The sequence below is a fragment of the Paracholeplasma vituli genome, from assembly GCF_025446935.1.
Lineage (GTDB): Bacteria > Bacillota_I > Bacilli_A > Acholeplasmatales > UBA5453 > Paracholeplasma > Paracholeplasma vituli.
Map to the genome: position 1 here is coordinate 31,185 of NZ_JAOEGN010000001.1, position 19,311 is coordinate 50,495.

At 37.8% G+C, this 19,311-nt stretch carries 12 protein-coding genes; 2 read left to right on the forward strand and 10 right to left on the reverse strand.

The genetic code is table 11. The features are described 5' to 3' along the window. Positions 1-9: 9 nt before the first annotated feature. The 6 genes from purB to pflB all read right to left on the reverse strand — a co-directional run bounded on the left by purB (position 10) and on the right by pflB (position 13,818). Positions 10-1,311 (reverse strand): adenylosuccinate lyase, encoded by a 1,302-nt coding sequence (gene purB / locus N7603_RS00185; protein WP_262095287.1) that lies wholly within the window; start codon positions 1,309-1,311, stop codon positions 10-12. Further along, entirely contained in the window at positions 1,304-2,149 is an 846-nt protein-coding gene (folD, locus tag N7603_RS00190; protein ID WP_262095288.1) for a bifunctional methylenetetrahydrofolate dehydrogenase/methenyltetrahydrofolate cyclohydrolase FolD, read from the reverse strand. The genes purB and folD overlap by 8 nt, the downstream gene beginning before the upstream one ends. A gap of 16 nt (positions 2,150-2,165) precedes the next feature. Then, the gene (locus N7603_RS00195) at positions 2,166-3,794 is read right to left on the reverse strand and encodes a formate--tetrahydrofolate ligase (RefSeq protein ID WP_262095289.1); all 1,629 of its coding nucleotides are present in this window, start codon (positions 3,792-3,794) and stop codon (positions 2,166-2,168) included. A gap of 129 nt (positions 3,795-3,923) precedes the next feature. Next, positions 3,924-10,544: an InlB B-repeat-containing protein gene (locus N7603_RS00200; RefSeq protein WP_262095290.1), complete on the reverse strand. Its 6,621-nt coding sequence runs from the start codon at positions 10,542-10,544 to the stop codon at positions 3,924-3,926. Positions 10,545-10,832: 288 nt separating this feature from the next. Then, positions 10,833-11,573, reverse strand: coding sequence for a pyruvate formate-lyase-activating protein (pflA, locus tag N7603_RS00205; protein ID WP_262095291.1), 741 nt, complete (start codon positions 11,571-11,573; stop codon positions 10,833-10,835). Then, complete coding sequence (gene pflB / locus N7603_RS00210; RefSeq protein ID WP_262095292.1) at positions 11,560-13,818, reverse strand: formate C-acetyltransferase; 2,259 nt, start codon at positions 13,816-13,818, stop codon at positions 11,560-11,562. The genes pflA and pflB overlap by 14 nt, the downstream gene beginning before the upstream one ends. 284 nt (positions 13,819-14,102) lie before the next feature. Here pflB and N7603_RS00215 point away from each other — a divergent pair, with 284 nt between their 5' ends. Both N7603_RS00215 and N7603_RS00220 read left to right on the forward strand, forming a co-directional pair. Next, the gene (locus N7603_RS00215; protein ID WP_262095293.1) at positions 14,103-15,050 is read left to right on the forward strand and encodes an NAD(P)/FAD-dependent oxidoreductase; all 948 of its coding nucleotides are present in this window, start codon (positions 14,103-14,105) and stop codon (positions 15,048-15,050) included. Between the two features lie 65 nt (positions 15,051-15,115). Next, the gene (locus tag N7603_RS00220; RefSeq protein ID WP_262095294.1) at positions 15,116-15,895 is read left to right on the forward strand and encodes a hypothetical protein; all 780 of its coding nucleotides are present in this window, start codon (positions 15,116-15,118) and stop codon (positions 15,893-15,895) included. A 35-nt stretch (positions 15,896-15,930) separates the two neighbouring features. Here the strand turns inward: N7603_RS00220 and N7603_RS00225 are convergent, their stop codons facing one another. The 4 genes from N7603_RS00225 to galE all read right to left on the reverse strand — a co-directional run bounded on the left by N7603_RS00225 (position 15,931) and on the right by galE (position 19,301). Continuing rightward, positions 15,931-16,281, reverse strand: coding sequence for a hypothetical protein (locus tag N7603_RS00225; RefSeq protein ID WP_262095295.1), 351 nt, complete (start codon positions 16,279-16,281; stop codon positions 15,931-15,933). A 187-nt stretch (positions 16,282-16,468) separates the two neighbouring features. Further along, on the reverse strand, positions 16,469-17,647 hold the full coding sequence (locus N7603_RS00230) for a PrsW family intramembrane metalloprotease (RefSeq protein WP_262095297.1): 1,179 nt from the start codon (positions 17,645-17,647) through the stop codon (positions 16,469-16,471). A 160-nt stretch (positions 17,648-17,807) separates the two neighbouring features. Further along, the gene (locus tag N7603_RS00235) at positions 17,808-18,254 is read right to left on the reverse strand and encodes a VanZ family protein (protein WP_262095298.1); all 447 of its coding nucleotides are present in this window, start codon (positions 18,252-18,254) and stop codon (positions 17,808-17,810) included. A gap of 57 nt (positions 18,255-18,311) precedes the next feature. Then, positions 18,312-19,301, reverse strand: a complete 990-nt coding sequence (galE, locus tag N7603_RS00240; protein WP_262095299.1) for a UDP-glucose 4-epimerase GalE — start codon at positions 19,299-19,301, stop codon at positions 18,312-18,314. Positions 19,302-19,311: the final 10 nt, after the last annotated feature.

A 19,311-nucleotide genomic window follows, 5' to 3' on the forward strand; every position in this document is an offset into this window, starting at 1 on the left:
AAAGATATGCTATTGGAAGACCCTTGCATAAATGGTATCCACCTGTTTTAAATAATATGGGTTGTCCATTGCAGATTCGATATCGCCTTCGGACATCGGATGAATCAATTTAAAATCTTCATGTTTTAGTAACAAATCTTTCATATGAATATGGTGTTCAATCGCATAAGCCGCAACCCCTTGAATGAAGTCATAGGCTTCTTCACGATGGTAATGGTATTTTTCAATCAAAACATTCATAAAGCGTTGGGCATAAAGGGCACCTTGGGTAAGTTCGATATTTTGTAACATCTTTTCAGGATACACGTTTAAGTTCTTTAGCGTGTCTGCATACCGATTAAGCATATAGTCTAAAAGTGTTGTGGAATCCGCGAAAATGACCCTTTCAGCAGATGAGTGTGAGATATCTCGTTCATGCCATAAAGCGATGTTTTCAAATGCAGGAATGGTATAGCCTCGAAGGAGTCTTGCACACCCTGAAATATTCTCAGAAGTGATTGGATTTTTTTTATGAGGCATTGCAGAAGATCCTTTTTGTTTTAAACCAAACGGTTCACGGACCTCTCCGACTTCTGTTCTGGATAAGTGTCTAATTTCGACAGCAATCTTCTCTAAAGTAGAACCGATTAAAGCGAGAACATGGATGTAGTGCGCGTGGGAATCTCTTTGTAAAACTTGGGTAGAAATCGCAGCGGATTGTAAGCCTAACGATGCACAAACGTCATCTTGAATAAACGGCGGCACATTGGCGAAATTGCCTACTGCACCACTAATTTTACCCACTTCAATCTCCTCACAAGCAGCTTTAAATCGTTTAAGATTACGAGCCATCTCGTCGTACCACAAAGCCCATTTAAGTCCAAATGATGTTAAATCTGCATGAATGCCATGGGTTCTACCAACACAAATCGTATCTTTATATTCATAAGCTTTTTGTTTTAAAACACTCATAAAAGCTTCGATATCTTTAGTGAGGACTTCATTGACTTGTTTAAAAATAACCCCATATGCTGTATCGACCACATCGGTTGAGGTGAGCCCATAATGGATCCACTTTTTCGCATCACTTTCCATCCGTTCGGATAGGTTTCTCGTAAACGCGATGATGTCGTGTTTGGTTTCTAATTCAAGGGCTTTTACGGCTTCTAAATCATAGGTTGCTTTTAGGATATCATGGAGTTCGCTTTGCGTAATTAATCCTAGTTTATACCAAGCTTCAGATGCTTTTTGTTCAACCAGTAATAACGCATCATAGCGCGATTTTTCACTCCATAAGTCCTTCATTATTTTACGTGAATAGCGATCAATCATGATACTTTACCTCATACTGAAATAAGACATTAAATAGAAGGGCTGAGATGGTCATCGGACCCACACCACCCGGAACTGGTGTGATGTAAGAAGCGATATCCTTAATCTCTTCAAAATCCACATCGCCAACTAGACTTTCACCGACACGGTTAATTCCAACATCAACTACAACCGAACCGGGTTTGACCATATCTTTCGTGATGAAATTGGGTTTACCAACCGCGACACAAAGGATGTCCGCTTCTTTGGTGAATCGGGTAATATCTTCTGTTTTACGGTGAACAACCGTCACGGTTGCATCGGCATCATTTAAGAGTTTCGCAAGCGGCATTCCGACTAGATTCGATCTACCGACAACCACTGCGTATTTTCCTTCTAGAGGGATTTGATAGTGTTTGAGTAACATTATCACCCCGAGTGGGGTAGCAGGTACAACACCTGGCTGTTTTGTAAACAGTTTCCCAGCGTTGATGGTATGTAAACCATCGACATCTTTACTTGGCGAGACTTTGTTTAAAACAAAAGTTTCATTGATGTGCTTGGGTAGGGGTAATTGGATTAAAATCCCATCGACAGCATCATCATGGTTTAAGGATTCGATTTTATCGATTAATACTTCTTCAGAGATATCACTAGGTAATCGGATAATTTCCCCATCAATCCCCACTCGGTCACAAGCTTTCTTCTTAGAGTTCACATACGCGATACTCGCAGGGGATTCACCCACTAAGATAACCCGAAGACTCGGGGTAATTCCGAACTTCTTTTTTAATTCTATGACTCGATTTTTGAGGGTTATTTCATTTTGTTTGGCTAAGCCTTTTCCGTCTAAAATCATGGGTAAACCCTCCTTGTTATAATTTGCCTGAAATATTGCCTAAATCGTCAATAAACATCTTAGTGGCGTTCGGGACTTCAGGAAGACCCGGCATTGTGATGATCCCTTTAGTGAGTACAACTACAAAACGAGCACCACGTGAAATTCTGACATCTTCAATCGCTAAATCAAAGACATGTGGTAAACCTTTTCGTTTAGGGTCATTTGAGAAGGATAATGGCGTCTTAGCAATACAGACTGGATAGTCTTTATAAATTTCATTTAACGCTATTAACTTACGTTCTGCTTTGGGTGAATACACCACTTGAGTCGCACCATAAATGTTGGTTGCAATCTTACTTACTTTGGTAAATAAGTCATCGGATAAATCATAAACACGATTTACTTCACGTTTAGTTTCCGCGAGTTTTACCACTTGATTCGCTAAATCTTCACCGCCTATAGAGCCTTTTAAGAATACTTCTGCAAGACTGATTGGGTGATTATTATCTTTAGCCCAATTGAGTAACCATTCGAGTTCTTCTTTGGAATCATTTTCAAACTTATTCAACGCGATGATATAAGGTAGATTGAAGTTCTTCAAGTTTTGGGTATGTTTTTCTAGGTTAGATACCCCAATTTTAAGGGCTTCTAAATCACTTAAGCCTTCCACCATTCCGTGGTATTTTAAAGCGCGAAGCGTCGCTACCACAACCACGGCACTTGGGGTTTCACCCAAATAGCGGGTTTTGATATCAATGAATTTTTCTGCACCTAAATCCGCACCGAAGCCAGCTTCTGTAACGACATAATCGGCGAGTTTAAGGGCCGTTTGTGTAGCGATGATTGAGTTACACCCATGTGCGATGTTTGCGAAAGGTCCACCATGAATTAAAACACCATTGTGTTCTAAGGTTTGAACAAGATTCGGTTTTAACGCATCTTGTAATAGAATGATCATCGAATCGATGATGTTCAATGCTCTCGCATGGACTTCATTACCTTCTGTATCGTACCCAATGAGAATGTCACCTAAACGTGATCTTAAATCTTTGATGTCTTTAGCCAAACATAAAATCGCCATGATTTCTGAGGCGGCCGTAATGATGAATTTGTCTTTTCTATATTCCGTTTCGATCTCACGAATGGCACGGTCATTCATATCCAGGGTTCTTGGCCATGTGATTTTCTCTAAATCGAGTTTTAGTGGGTTACCGAAGTGAATCGAGTTATCGATCGCTGCGGATAAAAAGTTATGTGTTGTGGTAATGGCGTGAATATCGCCGGTAAAGTGTAAGTTGATTTTTTCTTTCGGTAAAACTTGAGCATAACCGCCTCCGGTTGCGCCACCTTTCATCCCTAAGACTGGTCCTAAAGAAGGTTCTCTTAAAGCCCCCATTACTTTTTTCCCAATACGGGCTAGGGAATCGACTAAACCAACCGTCATGGTGGTTTTACCTTCACCAAATGGAGTCGGTGTAATCGCAGTGACTAATATGAGTTTGCCATTTGGTTTGTCTTTTAAGCGGTCATAAACGGAAGATTCAATCTTCGCAACCCATTTGCCGAAGGGTTCTAATTCGGATTCAAAGATATCATACTTTTTCGCAATCTCACGGACGTGCAGTTTTTCTGCTTCTAAAGAAATTGTTACGTCGTCTTTCATGGTATCGCCATCCTTTTTTTAGTTTTCTAATTTAATTATAACATACCGAAGGTGTGGGTTTAATCCCTTTATGATAAAGCCAAAATAAAGAAGGTGCCAAGTGGCACCCCCAAAATCTAAGTTAGTTCCTTAAGAGATTACAGTACTGTTTATGACGACGACTTTCCAGTCAAATAAATCATAAATGTAAGTAAATCCAATCAAATAGCCTTCAATCGTCATGGTTTGTCCAACGAGTGGATCCATATAGGCGTTAAATGTGTCGTAATCTTGACCGATCAATTGAATCGAATAAGTCGATGAATAATCATCATCGATGACTAAATCATAGGATGGATACCAACTATTTCCTGTAAAAATGACCGTACCTGTGATCGATACCGTTTGATTATAGACATCCGGTAATAAGTAATCGATGGCTAGAATATCTGCCATGGTAGTTGGTATGTATACTGGATTAACTATGTGTCCTGTGGATAATATTTGGAGATCATAAATTTCACTGATGACTGGAATATAATCTTCATAATCGTATAGATTTCTCAAACCAAGGATACGTACTTCATCACCAATCGATAAGGTTGGTAAATCACGATTGCTGTTGAGCTCAATATAGATTCTACCTGTGTCGTCTTTGATAATCATGAATGTTGTCGGGTCAATCGCTTCGACGATACCTTCAAATACATAAGTATCTCCTGTCACACCATATAGGATTTCAACAATCGTACTGATTTCGATTGGCTGAATGACTAGGGTAATGTCAAAACTTCTAGTTTCATCTAATTGTGTCAATGGGTTATAGATTTTCATCGTTACCGTTACATCGACACTGGTTTCTTGTTCGACCCATAGAGCCCATGAATAATAGGTTTCTAGATATATACCCGTGTCTAAAGAATTCTTTTTAGTGTAGGTAAGTTCAATATCATGAATCTCATTGTAGTGCGGCAGATCAAGCGATTCGCCTGACATATACGTTTTGCCATCGTATCGAGTCTTAATGATACTTTCAACGATATCTAGTTCTTCTTCAATGGTCCATTCTGGTAACATAACTGCGTCTTTACCACCTAAGAAATCCATGAGAACTTGATCATATTGGGTATACATATTTGGATAGAACAATTCGATGATGATATAGTCATCCAAATACCTATGCAAGAAGTTCGTGCCATCTCGATCATCATTCTTAGTTTCATATTCGTCTTCAATATGGTGTCTGATGTAAATCATATGGCCTAAGTCATCGGTTAGTGTGAAGTAGTCTGAATAAGGGTCATAACCCAATTTACCCATTACCAAGATGGCATTTTTCCTAATATCTTGAGTTGATAAATTGATATTAAGAATGTCTTCGATATCAAGTTGGATAACAGAGTAGTTTGGTATTTCATTATCAAATAGTGTTGAAGTTATGACATTGTAGCTGTAATTGGTCACACCATCTAAAGTCGATTTCTTACCATTGATAAGTACGATGGTGCCAATTTCAGAGTAGCCACCTATGTACCCATTGTAATAGTACACATCGCCATCAATTTCATAATAAGAGAAATCAAAGCCTTCATACAAGACTGTAGCGATTAATGTGATGTCTTCAAATGGTAGAGTCGGATCGAATAAGGCATCTAGACTGGTCGGGGTCAAGCCAATAAGCTCAATCCTAAAGATTCTCGAAACCGATTCACCATTATATGAAACAGTGAGTAATACATCAATGATTTGATCTTCATAATCGCCCATATAAATCCAGTAAGAATCATACATATCCACTGTGGATTCTTTTGGTGCAACTACAGGTTCATATGTAATCGTCGCGTCCGGTAAAACGGTTTGATACGTCGTGAAACTGATGTATTCTCCTGGTATATACGGTTCATCGTAGCGATTACCTACCATTTGATCCGCAATCTTATCTAATACAGTAAGGATGTCTGTTTCCGCAAGTTCGATGCTGTTTTCAGAATAGATATACGCATAATGGCTCACCGCTAAGCTGATGTTGTCACTGCCGTCTTGTGCTCTACCAATAACAAAGCCTTTTACACGTACTTTCAATCCCGTTAATGGGTATAAGAAATAATCGGTATCGTAGAAGGTTTCTAAACGAATGGTCATACCGTCACGAGTGAGGTAATAGTACGCGTTGTCATAGGTTAAGTAGCCTTCTATTTCAGCGAACTTACCTAAATAAGTATCTAGGGTATGGTCGGTTGTGTAAAGTGTTTCTAAACTAAACCACACATCTAATGAACCAAAATCAAAGGTTTGGTAGGAAACTAACGAAGATTGAATTTCAAAGGTATAGCGGTCTTGTTCATACCGCATAATACCTGTCGCCGTTAATTTATAGCCGATATTAGATGTACCATATAAATAGGTTCCCTTAGGGTATTTAACCAGTACATAATCTGACCCATCAAATAGAATAGAGCCTGAATAATTAGAATCGTATGGGAAGTTTACCATCACATTACCCTCAATGGTGACCTTTTGTCCAATAGATGCTTTCGCATCCATAATGGATAGATAGGTCGCACCCGATGTCGGTATAATCAACACAGTAACTGGATGCGTATATACCGTTTCACCTAAAGTATAGGTTGCGATAACGTGAACTTCTGTTGGTTCATTCACTGGTTTAACAAATGAGAAATCAAAGTCGATATAGGTTTCATAGCCTTCTGCCATTTCATACGTAATGGTTGTGCTCTGTGGTTGTTTCATCGTTCTTAATTGTTGATTGCCATTTAACGGTAATGCCCACAAAGCATCGATCCATTCATTAATGAGTTGGTTCATTTCAGATTCACTGTAGTTCATGGTTTCGATATCACCCTCATTGCCTAAGTAGAGGTATTCGAAACCAGAACCATCGTGTCTTGTTGTTAATAATTTAATCGTTACATATTGATTGAGATGTGGAATGAGTTTATTTTGTGTATACCAATCCACTGCGTAGATTGTAAGGACTTGATTACCAAAGGTTAAGTAGTATTCATCACCACTCGCGGTTAAATAACCACTGATTTCAAAATAACGGTGGTAGACTACACCCATGTTACTACGCCAAGTCAAGATATCTTCCCAAGTCATTAGAGTAGACGTCATTTCGACATTGGTTTCAGGTTCTAAACGGTACACGACTAGTGGAATATCGCGGTCTCTCGAATCGAAGTATAGTGTGGTATTCACATAATCTGGATAGGCTTTCGATACGTTTCCATAAACAACCACACGGTCACCTTTATAGAGTGGTAGGTCGTAACCTTCAATCATGAGTAAGCCAGTTTCATCTTCAAGAAAGGCGAAACTTGGTGTTCTGTATACAACTAAACCACTCACATAATAGAATCCATAATCACTGGATTTAAAATCTTCTACTGTGGTAATTTCAGGTTTCTTTAAGTGTGTTTCGTAAGTAAACGTTGAGCTTACTGAACCGATTGTAATCTCCATAGAAATCTTAATCGTTTGATCTGTATGTGCATAGGTAAAGTATTCATGCTCATAGTCATAATACGAACCACCTTCTAAGAATGTGTACGTAATCTCTCCGCCTAAGTATGGGTGATAAGGGGTTAATTCAAATGGTTCATACGCTTCAAATTGATGTTCTCCATAGAGATTACTAAATACGGTATAAATCATTTGAACACGTTCTTCATCGCTGTATTCAGGTATTCTAACTTCGTTTCGTTCACCTGCATAATAGATGTAATACGCGCCATCATTGGATGCTAAATAACCTCTTAAAATGACTTCAAGACCCTGATACTGGAATAAACTTTCAAAGCCAGAATAGCTTGCCGGTTGAATGACTACCGTGTGCGTTCCATCAAATAAAGCGAACTCACCATGGAATTCAATCGGTGCTGTATTGGTCATAAAGCCTCTGAGTTCAATAAATTCACCGATTGAGGCATGATCTAATTCATCCATACCGTAGCTTTCCACTACAGGAACTGGGTTATTTTCACTTAAAATAACGAGATAGTCGTCTTCATGATAATACCCATAAGGCATACCTTGATAGGTATCTTTTGTGAGTAATATTTCGACCGTATCGCCATAGTTCATTTGAGCATTACCTTCGATATAAAGGTAATTCGTACCATCAAAAATAACATAAATGTCGTGATCCGGTTCAGCCAGTGTGATGAGCCCTGTAACGACACCACGTCCAGATTCTTCTAAGTTGTTAAACTCTAAAATGGTAAGCGGGTCGTGTGCATGAACCGTAATCGTTTTGTTATAACTTACTGTGTTTTCGCCCATATGAATGGTGGCTTCAAGGATGATTTCAACGGATTCTGTCAATAAATTGAATCGTTGTTCAACTGGCTCATAGTAATCTAATAAAGATGCGGTTTCCATAAATTCAATCCAGGTTAAGAACCATGGGTCGGTATCCACAAAACTAAATTCATCTTTAGAATAGAATGGCCCTGTAAATAGAGTATCTAAATAATCGATAATCATCGTTTCAACTGTGGACTGTTCTAATGGTAATATTTCAACGCTTGTTAACGCAATTACCCAAGTGTCTGAGTAGGCGTGTAAAATACCGGTTACTTCCACGTATTTACCAATCGCTTGTGCATAAAGTGGGTAGTTGTAGTTTCTAGAAATGATGAGTGATTGATAATTGTCTAAGTCGATTAGCATCAATCCATTTTCTGAAGCTAAGATACCGGTAGTTTGAATCACTTTACCTTCACTTTGAATGTTTAAGGTGCTGATTTCATCAATGGTGAGAATTTCAGGGGTTAGACTATCAAATGTATCTTCTGTAAGTAAGAGGTTTTGAACTCTCGCGAGCATTCTGATACCTCTAACGGTTGTTAAAATCGCGTCAAATTCGAGCGTATCCCCCATAACCAAGGTTTCATCATAATAAAGAACAAACATCGTTATAGTACCATCTGAAATGTAGAACCCATCCACGTTTTCGGATAGTAATACAATTTCACCACGGACTTTAACTTCTGTATAATCATCTAATCCCTTAACAAGTGCAAGCGATAATTCAGATTCAACTGAAATCCATTTCGCATATATCGTCGTACCATTGAGTGGCATGACGTCAAATTCAAATTCTGTTTCAAGTAAAATATCGCTATACCAACCTAAGAAAATGTAATCTGGTTTCGTTGGGTTAGCTGGTGGGTTGATTTCACTTAAATATGGCGCAACCAAATCCGCTAACGTAGACCCGCCATTTGTGTTAAATACGAGTGTGTAATCATTTGGTGTCCACTTCGCATATACTGTGATATTACCTAAAGGCATGACCCATGTGTTATACGCAGTTTCATAAGTGGCTTCTAAATACCAACCATCAAACGTGTATCCTAATTTTGTTGGATCTGTTGGTTTAGATACACTACTTTGATATGGCGCAACAATCGATTCGATCGTTGATCCCCCTAGTGTGTTGAAATGCAAGGACATCGATTCTGGCGTCCATTTCGCATAGAGTACCTTATTTTCAGAAGGCATGGTTGAAAATGTATACGCGACAGTTAAAAAGGTATCTGTAAACCAACCATTAAATGTGTAACCCATTTTGATTGGGTCTGTTGGTTTAGAAATCACACTTTCAAATTTCGCTGTGATCGATTCAATCGATACGGCTGCGTTCGATTCAAAAGAAATTGTGAAAGACGAACGGCTATAGTAACGTTTGAGCACCAAAGACCCATCCGCTAAACTCGTACCACTCACGTTACGGTTGGTGTGGGTTTGGTCTTCAATGAATCCATTTAGGGTTGGATTAGACGCGTTCGTTATCGATTCGGTTAAGGCTTGATGGGTGATTGTCTGAGCTAGTACGTATAACCCATCTAAACCTTCAGTATAGATTTCGGTTTTAACATCGACCATAGCTGGAACCCAAACCGCTTCAAGGGTAAACGCCCCTTGAACTAAGGTATCGAAATTATAGTTTGTAGATTCACCCAGCTTCTTCCAACCATTAAAGGTATAGCCTACTTTGGTTGGCGGGGTTGGTAGTGTAACTTTTGAATTCTTATAAATCGTTTGGTTCGAGATATTTGAACCACCTTTAGAATCAAAGGTGATTGTATATTGAGGAATCGCTTCCCAAAGCGCTTTTACAGTTATGTTTGAACTCCCCATCGTGGTTGGGTTCGACTCATAACCCAAAAAGGTATACCCCACTCTACTGAGAGTAGGTAGTGTGATTGTATCTTCATATTTTACGGCTAGATCAGACACCGTATCGCCACCATTTTCATCAATGATGACACTGTATGTGTTACGTTCATAATACGCTTTTAAGGTGAGTTCACCGGTTGTCGGGATGACACCAGAACTCACATTTGAAGCGTTTCCTGTTTGATACGTAAAGCCTGTATAGTTCTTCGTTTCAATCGAAACCGAAGCCCCTACGACGGTATCTTTGTCTTCAGTTTCAAATAAAACGAAGGATCCTGTAAGTGATTCGTGATAGTGTTCAATGTGATAGATGGCATCGTTAGGTGTCCATTTCGCATAAATGGTAAATACCCAGTTCGTTCGATTCGTAAGTGGATCGAATGCTTGAGTCAATGTTTCATCTGTATACCAACCAGCAAATTCGTAACCGGATTTGGTGGTGGTAGGCATACCCTCTCTTAGTTGTGTGATTGAGGTAACAGCTTTAATGGTCGACCCACTATTGGTTTCAAAGGTGACTTCGACTTTTTGATTTGGCTGACAACCTACTAACACGAAAAAAATCATCAATACTACAAAATACAATGATTTTCTCACTGGATTGCCTTCTTTCTCCCTATTCGATTGTAAGGAATGGTGTTTTCACCTTCATTATATCATCGTTCATTTTAAGTAAACCCTTTAGGAGGAACATTTTTCCTATTTATAACAAAATGAAGGGATTTTTGTCAATTATTGATATAAACAGGCCAGTTTTCAATATAAATAACATCAGTTTTGGTTTCGATGGTCCATATTCAGTTCGATTTGTGAAAAAAACGATACTGGATTAGTCCAATATCGTTTGTAAGTTAATTATTTCTTGTAAATGTACGCAGTCTTTAGAATATCATGTGCTTCATAGATTTCTTCTTTAGACGGTTCTTTCAAATCTTTGAGTTCATAGTCAAACCCAAGGGTTTTCCATTTCGATATCCCTTTGGTGTGGTAAGGTAGTATATCAATTTGTTTAACATTTGAAAGGGTATCTAAGAATTCCCTTAGAGCGAATAATTGTTTTTGTGTACCTGTAATCCCAGGTAATAAGACATGTCTGATATAGACTGTTTTATCAATCGCATTCAAATACTTCGCGAAAGCTAAAATATTTTTATTAGAAGCACCGACTAAGGTTTGGTGAGCCGATTCATCCATGTGTTTGATATCTAAAAGCACTAAGTCTGTATACTGCATGAGGATATCCATTTTCTCCGTGTTATTTGGATTAAATGTCCCCCCCGCAGTATCGATTGCGGTATGGATATTATGGGATTTGAATAATTTAAACAGTTCAATCAATACGTCAATTTGTAAGAGGGGTTCACCACCGGAAACGGTGATTCCACCATGCTTATAAAAGGACTTGTATCGATTGAAATCAGCAAATATTTCTTCAGGCGTTTTGATTTTGTTGATTGCTGTATCCCAGGTATCTCGGTTATGACAAAATTGGCATTTAAATGGACAACCTTGAAGAAACAAAACATAACGAATGCCAGGACCATCAAAAGCGCCCATGGTTTCAATCGAATGAACGTTTAAATTAGATGGTTTCATGGAACGTTCTCGCAATAACGTCGAGTTTTTGTTCCTTCGTGAGTAAGCTGAAGTTTACAGCATATCCAGATACACGAATGGTTAGGTTCGGATATAAAGCTGGATTATTCATCGCTTCAATCAGCTTTTCTCTGAGTAGAACGTTGACATTTAAATGGTATCCACCGGATAGGAAGTATCCATCTAGAATGGAAACTAAGTTTTCACTCTTGATATCGGTTCTCATGACGTTTTCGAAGTCATAGGATTCTTCTTTTCCGAGGGCTTGTGGGACAATCGTAAAGGTGTTAGAAATCCCATCAGCACAAGACTCACATGGAATCTTAGCCACACTCATTAAGGATTTTAACGCGCCTGATTTATCTCTACCATGCATTGGGTTCGCACCTGGAGCGAACGGTGTACCTTTTCTTCTACCATCTGGGGTGTTACCGGTCTTTTTACCATAAACAACGTTTGAGGTAATGGTTAATACAGACATTGTAGGAACACTCTTACGGTATGTAGGGTGTTTTCTGATTTTATTCATGAAGTTATGGACAAGTTCAACAGCGATGTCATCGACACGGTCGTCGTTGTTGCCATACATTGGGAAGTCGCCTTCGGTTTCGAAATCGACGATTAAGCCATTGGTTTCATCGTAGATTGGTTTAACTTTCGCATACTTAATAGCAGATAAGGAGTCAGCTACAACAGATAATCCAGCCATACCGGTTGCGAAATTACGAACAACATCTCTGTCATGTAATGCCATTTCGAACGCTTCATAAGCATATTTATCGTGCATGTAGTGAATGATATTTAATGTATTCACATAGACTTCTGCTAACCAGTCTAAAGTCTTGTCGTATTGTGCCATAACAGTATCGTAATCGAGGACTTCACCTTGATATACTGGAGTCTTAGGCGCTACTTGTTTACCTGAGATTTCGTCTTTACCACCATTTAAGGAGTATAATAAGGCTTTCGCAACGTTCGCACGCGCACCGAAGAATTGCATTTCTTTACCAATGGTCATAGGCGATACGCAGCACGCAATCGCGTAGTCATCGGTATGTTCCGGACGCATGATTTCATCGTTTTCATATTGAATCGAGGACGTATCAATGGATACTTTCGCAGCGAATTTTTTGAAGTTTTCAGGGAGTCTATCAGACCATAATACCGTTAAGTTCGGTTCTGCAGACGTACCTAGGTTATATAAAGTTTGTAAGTATCTAAATGTGGTTTTGGTTACGAAGCTTCTGCCGTCATCGCACATACCGGCTAAAACTTCAGTTACCCAGGTTGGGTCTCCTGTGAATAATTCGTTGTATTCTGGAGTTCTTGCGAAACGAACCATTCTGAGTTTTAAGATGAAATGATCCACTAATTCTTGGGCTTCGACTTCAGTTAATACACCGTTCTTAATATCTCTTTCAATGTAGATGTCTAAGAAGGTTGCGGTTCTACCTAAGGACATCGCCGCACCATTTTGTTCTTTAACCGCACCAAGGTATCCAAAGTATAACCATTGGATTGCTTCTTGAGCGGTTTCTGCTGGACGGGATAAATCGAATCCGTAGATTTCGCCTAATTTTTTAAGTCTTTCTAATGCGTTGATTTGTTCTGTGGTTTCTTCAATGGCACGAATGGTTTCTTCGGTCATTGGATAAACCCAAGTTTTCTTTTCTTTTTGTTTTTCTTCAATGAGGAAATCTATCCCGTATAAAGCAACTCTTCTGTAATCACCGATGATACGGCCACGACCGTAAGCATCTGGTAACCCCGTAACAACACCAGATGAGCGGACAGCACGGATTTCGTCGTTATAAACGTCGAAAACGCCTTGGTTATGTGTCTTACGGTATTCATTAAAGATGTGAACTAATTCTGGATTGATATGGAAACCGTACGATTCCGCAGCTTTAGCTGCTACTTGAATCCCACCATAAGGGAAGAATGCACGTTTTAAAGGTTTGTCTGTTTGTAAACCGACAATCTTTTCTAAGCTCTTATCAATATAGCCAGGACCATGAGATACAATGCTTGATACCACATCGGTATCACACTCTAATACCCCACCATTTTCTTTTTCTTGTCTCAATAAATCAATGAACATGTTATTGAGTTTGGTGGATGCTTCTGTAGGACCTACTAAAAATGATTCATCCCCTAAATACTCGTCGAAATTTTCGACGATAAAGTCACGGACATTGACGCTTTCTGCCCAATTACCGAGTTTAAAACCTTCCCATTTCTTCATGAGATTCCTCCTATAAAAGTATTCTTTTTTATTATCGTTTGCGACAAGGCCATTATATCGAGATTTCAACTGAAATGCATTCGTTTCTATAATGAAAACGTTTTTGAGAAAAAGGCTTAGTTATGATAACGTTATCACTCTTGTTGTAGTTTGAAAATACTCTAAATAAGATTACCGATTTATTAAATGTACACGATGAAAACAATTACTTTGATATTCAATACATTCACCTATTCTCTTATTGAATATTTGGTGTTATACTAATCCGTATGTGAGGTCTTATTATGTTAGATACTATTATTATTGGTGCCGGTCCAGCTGGATTATACGCAGCTACCTTGGCGGGCATGCACAAATTGAATGCTTGTTTGATTGAATCCGCTTTTGAATATGGTGGTACTTTAAACCTCTATAAACAAAAGATGGTTTACGATATGCCGGGATACAGTAAAATATCTGCTGGTGAACTCATTCAAAACCTTTACAATCAATACAGTGAGTACCAAGAATCTGTACCACTATATCTTAATACCAAAGCCATTTCAATTGATTATGTAGATGATCATTATGTTCTAGAAACAACGCGTGGGATTTTCAAAACCAAAACCATTTTACTCGCAAACGGTGGGGGTACATTTGAACCCCGTTTATTAGAAGTACCTAATGCAGATTCTATGAGCAATATTTACTATAATGTCAAAAATATTTCAGACTTTAAGGACCAAGAACTGATTGTCCTAGGTGGTGGAGATTCCGCTGTCGATTGGTCTCTAACCCTTGCTGAGGTTGCGAAAAAAGTAACCCTCATTCATAGACGTAATGACTTTAGAGCTCACGAATACAGTGTTGAGAAAATGAAGTCTATTGGGTCTATATTGACACCTTACATACCTGTTGGTTTTTTAGGGTATGATCGTGTTGAGTATTTAACCATTAAACATGTTGAAAACGAGTCTATTATGGATGTGAAATGTGACGCATTATTCGTATTTTATGGATCCAGTCCAGCCAAACACAATCTATCAGAATGGGGATTTGAATTAGACAAAGGATTAATCAAAGTGTCATCTAATATGGAAACCACTAGAAAAGGGATTTTCGCAGTAGGAAACAGTGTCATTTATCATGGTAAGAAAAAGATGATTTCGACTGGCTTAGGTGAAGCTGCTACGGCAATATCAACCATTGGAGCATTACTATTTCCAGAGAAAACCCAAGGTTATAAACACTAAACTATTTCGATTAATAAAAAAGTCATTATGGTCTATTTGTGATATGATGTTAATAGGTGATGAGGATGATTGTAACAACTGGATTCTTAACCAAAATAAGAACATTTCTCAAGCAAATTGATTACCCCTATGGGGATCGTTATTATCCAGATATAATTGACAGGTTAGTAACTGAACTTCTACCCAATGGATCAGATATCGAAATGATTGCTGATTTATTGTCTGGTTATCGATATGTGAAGAACCGAGAGAAGAAAATATTAAAGGTATACAATACCCCAAAGTACTTATCTCGTTTGCTCTCTATCGAACCTTCTTCATTTTCTCCAACATTTACCAAGTACACCAAAAATTATGACCAAGTTGTGGTTACCAATGCATTATCAGGTGCATTTAGAATCCTCAAAACCTTCCAAGTATATTCAACTCAAGATGATCGCGTAACCAGTATTAATAAAGATAAAGCCTACTTCACACAAGATTTTAATTCTTATAAACTTAAAACCTTTGTTAGACAAGTTGAACTTTACCGATATGACGAAAAAATCATGAAGTTTAGTTTGGATTATTTCATGAAAAAATATCGTTATAAACCGATAGAAATGACCAACAACTATTCACTTGAACAGGATGGTAGTGTCTTTAAAGCTTATACCATTAATCTTGAACAAGAAAAAATCCTGATTGGTACATTTGAGTTTAAGGTGCTTAAAACAACCTATGTCCATGGCTTATCCTTAATAAAAATCATGGATGAACAGTACCATGACATGCTTGTGATGCTTGGTTTAGGTATGTTATATTCCATTATGTATTCAGAAAACTCTAGACGTTCTAGTAACTAAATTTATCCAAAAGAAAAGTCGTTTGCTTTTACAGCTTACGACTTGTTTTTTTGTGTTTTATTAATGTATACTACTTCATTACAATGACTACAAGTATAGGTATACTCATATTTATATAAGAATACAAACTGACGATTTCTGATTTCTTCTTCTTGACTCAATAACATCTTATCCGTACAATCCATGTGCTTCTTACATTTCTTACAAACGGGTTGTTCTGTTTTTTGAAAATATGTGACCATGAATGAAGTGATTACTCCGATGATTACCAATAACCCTAGTAAAACGAATATGGGAAACTCCAATAGAATATGGAGTACTCCGAGGAGTAAAATCGCTATCGTTCCAGCGATAATGGTATTTGTAGATTTATTATTAAGTCTCATAGGAAAAACCTCTTTCTTACTTTTTACGACATTTTAAATTATATCACGCCAAATTAAATAATCAACCCTGAAGTCTATCTATGTAATACTATGGGATTTTGGTAAATTATGATTGATTTTAGCGTCATTATTTAGTCCAATTGGCACTCACCCAATATACGTATAATTGATTGGCTTTATTGGCAGTTTAATTGAAGTATGAGAAACTTTCGACATAGAGGTCTTCTTTTTCTTCTTTTGGTAATTCTGTAAATCGTCTTAAGTAGAATTGATACCCGATATAATTGAAGAGGAATGCTCCTAGTATTGCGAGTCCAATTTGTACTACATAAACACTGTAATTAAATAGTGCGTGGTATAACGATATGAATAGGAAAACCACGATGAATGTCGGATGTAATACCTTTTGGAAGTCAATTTGATTGGTTTTAGATAAACCGACGAGTGAAGGGAAAATAATCCCTGTCCAAAAGTGATGTCCTACCCCAAGTGCGAATAAAGAGCGTGTAATCAAGGTCATGGTACCTGTTTCTGCTACCCCTGTTGTTAGAATCGCATTGATGCCATAGTCCATGGTTTCGAAGACATCAAAGCCAGCACCTACTGCGAATCCAAAAACAAATGCTGTGTAAACATTTCTAAACTTAACTTTTCGGACTAGAAACATACACGTAAGAAGTTTGGCAGTCTCTTCTACAAATCCTGTCACGATGTCTCCAACCATTCCAGTTGGATAACCCGTGATATCTCGTATAAAGAAAGTGACACCGATGGATAGGATGCCACCAGCAACAAACAAGAATAAGATATCCTTAAGATTCAATTGGTCATGTTGATCAAGTTCATAAACCAGTAATAACAGTGTAAACGGTACTGAAAAACTGAGTAAGACATTATCAATCACAACCATTTGTGCTAACAATAAGTTTGTGATAAAGACCAATAATACACCAATGAAAAAGTACTTATACATAAAAGGAATGGTGTACCCAAAGTTAAGTTCGAATAAATGATTCTTCAAAGTTTCTTCACGATAGTGTTTAGTTGTTCTTTGACGCATGTTATAGAGCAATTTCTTAAATGCACTGATTGGTTTGTTTTGATTAGAATCCTGTGGTCTCAACAAGTCCATCGGAGATTGAAGTGGTTTTTCTAGTTTTGGTTCAATATATCCTAATGCATACTTATTTAGATCTAATGCAGCTAGAAAACTCAAATACTTCATATCATCAAAATAGGGTTTTCCAGAAACGTATTGATTAAGCTCATCTTTAGAAATCCCAAGCATGTTCATAAACTCATTGGGTGTTAGAGTTTGTTGTAAGAGACGTTCTTTAATTAAGGCTTGTCGTTCTCTTTGTGTCATAATTTCACCTACAATCGTAATTTAATTATACTTGATTAGCATCTTATCTAAAGAAATTTCTAGATTATCTATTTTTTAAGATAATTTGGCTGAATAACCATCCTTTTATGTTTAATCGAAAACAAAGCCAAAATCCGCAGATTTTGGCTTATCTATTACTTTATATCAAAACTTCTTTTCTTCTTATTTTTTGTATTAATAATATAAGGATCACAGCGGTAAGTACGCCTAATGTATCAATTAAGACATCTCTAAGTTCGCCGCTTCGGTTCGGTGTGAATCGTTGTATAGTCTCATCTAGGGTGGCTGCTAAAACGCCGTGAATAACAACAATCCAAGGTAGGAATTTATTCAAATTGAATAGCGTGTAGATATAGTACCAAAGTAATCCTAGAATAGCGTACTCTGTGAAATGTGCGAGTTTTCTTATGAGTAATGAAAAGTTATCCACATCGATTGGAATTCCGATATTATGTACAAAGGGATAAAGGATATCCACGATAAACCCACTTTGATTGGATGAAATCTCACCCGTTAACATCGATTGGGTAAAGATAAAGATTTGCCATAGGATGCCTAGGACTAAAACAACTGTTCTTCTTTTCATATAGACCTCGCACGGATATATTTGTGAAAAAAGCAAGGATATGTGCTTTTATACTAATTATAAGTTCTTTTCAAAATTCCAAGCATCTCTAACCATATCTAAGATGGATAGTTTCGCTTCCCAGTTAAGTAGTCTTTTCGCTTTGGTTGTGTCAGCGAAAGAGGTTGCAATATCACCAGGTCTTCGGTCTACGATTTCATATGGAATGCGGATATTATTTGCATGTTCAAAGGCTTGAATGATTTCTAATACTGAAGTCCCTTTACCGGTACCTAAGTTGATTGCTTCAACCCCTACTATTTTCGCCTCAAGTGCTGCAACATGACCTTTCGCCAAATCGACTACGTGAATATAATCTCTGACACCTGTACCGTCTATTGTGTCGTAGTCATTACCAAACACAAAGAGTTTTTCGCGAATGCCTTTCGCAACTTGCGTAACATAAGGCATTAAGTTATTTGGGGTACCATTAGGTACTTCTCCAATTAAACCAGATGGGTGTGCACCGATTGGATTAAAGTATCTCAATAAAACAACATTAAAGTTTGGATTAGCTTTGACTGTATCTGTTAGAATGCGCTCACTCATGGCTTTGGTTTCACCATAAGGGTTCGTACGTTCTAACAATTCCATGGTTTCATTAAACGGAGATACCCCATCTCCATAAACGGTTGCAGATGAACTGAAGATGAATTTCGGAACTTTATTTTCTATTGCTAGACGGGCTAAATTCATGGTTGAAACTAAATTATTGAAATAATAGTCTAACGGTTTTTTAACCGATTCGCCAACAGCTTTATACCCGGCGAAGTGAATGATACCATCAAAATCATAACGTTGAAATACATTTTCCAATGTTTCTAAATTAGTTGCGTCCACTTCGTAGAAAGCTGGCTTTTTTCCAGTGATGCGTTCAATTTTATATAAAGTACTGAGTTGACTATTATAGAAATTATCGATAATGACCACTTCGTGGTGGTGATTAATAAGTTCAACTACGGTGTGTGAACCGATGAAACCAAGTCCACCAGATACTAAAATTCTCATATGATTTAAC

What these genes read in the sequence shown, in the direction of transcription:
- purB (WP_262095287.1), bottom strand. Translation starts at nt 1,311, where the DNA reads ATGATTGATCGCTATTCACGTAAAATAATGAAGGACTTATGGAGTGAA.
- folD (WP_262095288.1), bottom strand. Translation starts at nt 2,149, where the DNA reads ATGATTTTAGACGGAAAAGGCTTAGCCAAACAAAATGAAATAACCCTC.
- N7603_RS00195 (WP_262095289.1), bottom strand. Translation starts at nt 3,794, where the DNA reads ATGAAAGACGACGTAACAATTTCTTTAGAAGCAGAAAAACTGCACGTC.
- N7603_RS00200 (WP_262095290.1), bottom strand. Translation starts at nt 10,544, where the DNA reads ATGATTTTTTTCGTGTTAGTAGGTTGTCAGCCAAATCAAAAAGTCGAA.
- pflA (WP_262095291.1), bottom strand. Translation starts at nt 11,573, where the DNA reads ATGAAACCATCTAATTTAAACGTTCATTCGATTGAAACCATGGGCGCT.
- pflB (WP_262095292.1), bottom strand. Translation starts at nt 13,818, where the DNA reads ATGAAGAAATGGGAAGGTTTTAAACTCGGTAATTGGGCAGAAAGCGTC.
- N7603_RS00215 (WP_262095293.1), top strand. Translation starts at nt 14,103, where the DNA reads ATGTTAGATACTATTATTATTGGTGCCGGTCCAGCTGGATTATACGCA.
- N7603_RS00220 (WP_262095294.1), top strand. Translation starts at nt 15,116, where the DNA reads ATGATTGTAACAACTGGATTCTTAACCAAAATAAGAACATTTCTCAAG.
- N7603_RS00225 (WP_262095295.1), bottom strand. Translation starts at nt 16,281, where the DNA reads ATGAGACTTAATAATAAATCTACAAATACCATTATCGCTGGAACGATA.
- N7603_RS00230 (WP_262095297.1), bottom strand. Translation starts at nt 17,647, where the DNA reads ATGACACAAAGAGAACGACAAGCCTTAATTAAAGAACGTCTCTTACAA.
- N7603_RS00235 (WP_262095298.1), bottom strand. Translation starts at nt 18,254, where the DNA reads ATGAAAAGAAGAACAGTTGTTTTAGTCCTAGGCATCCTATGGCAAATC.
- galE (WP_262095299.1), bottom strand. Translation starts at nt 19,301, where the DNA reads ATGAGAATTTTAGTATCTGGTGGACTTGGTTTCATCGGTTCACACACC.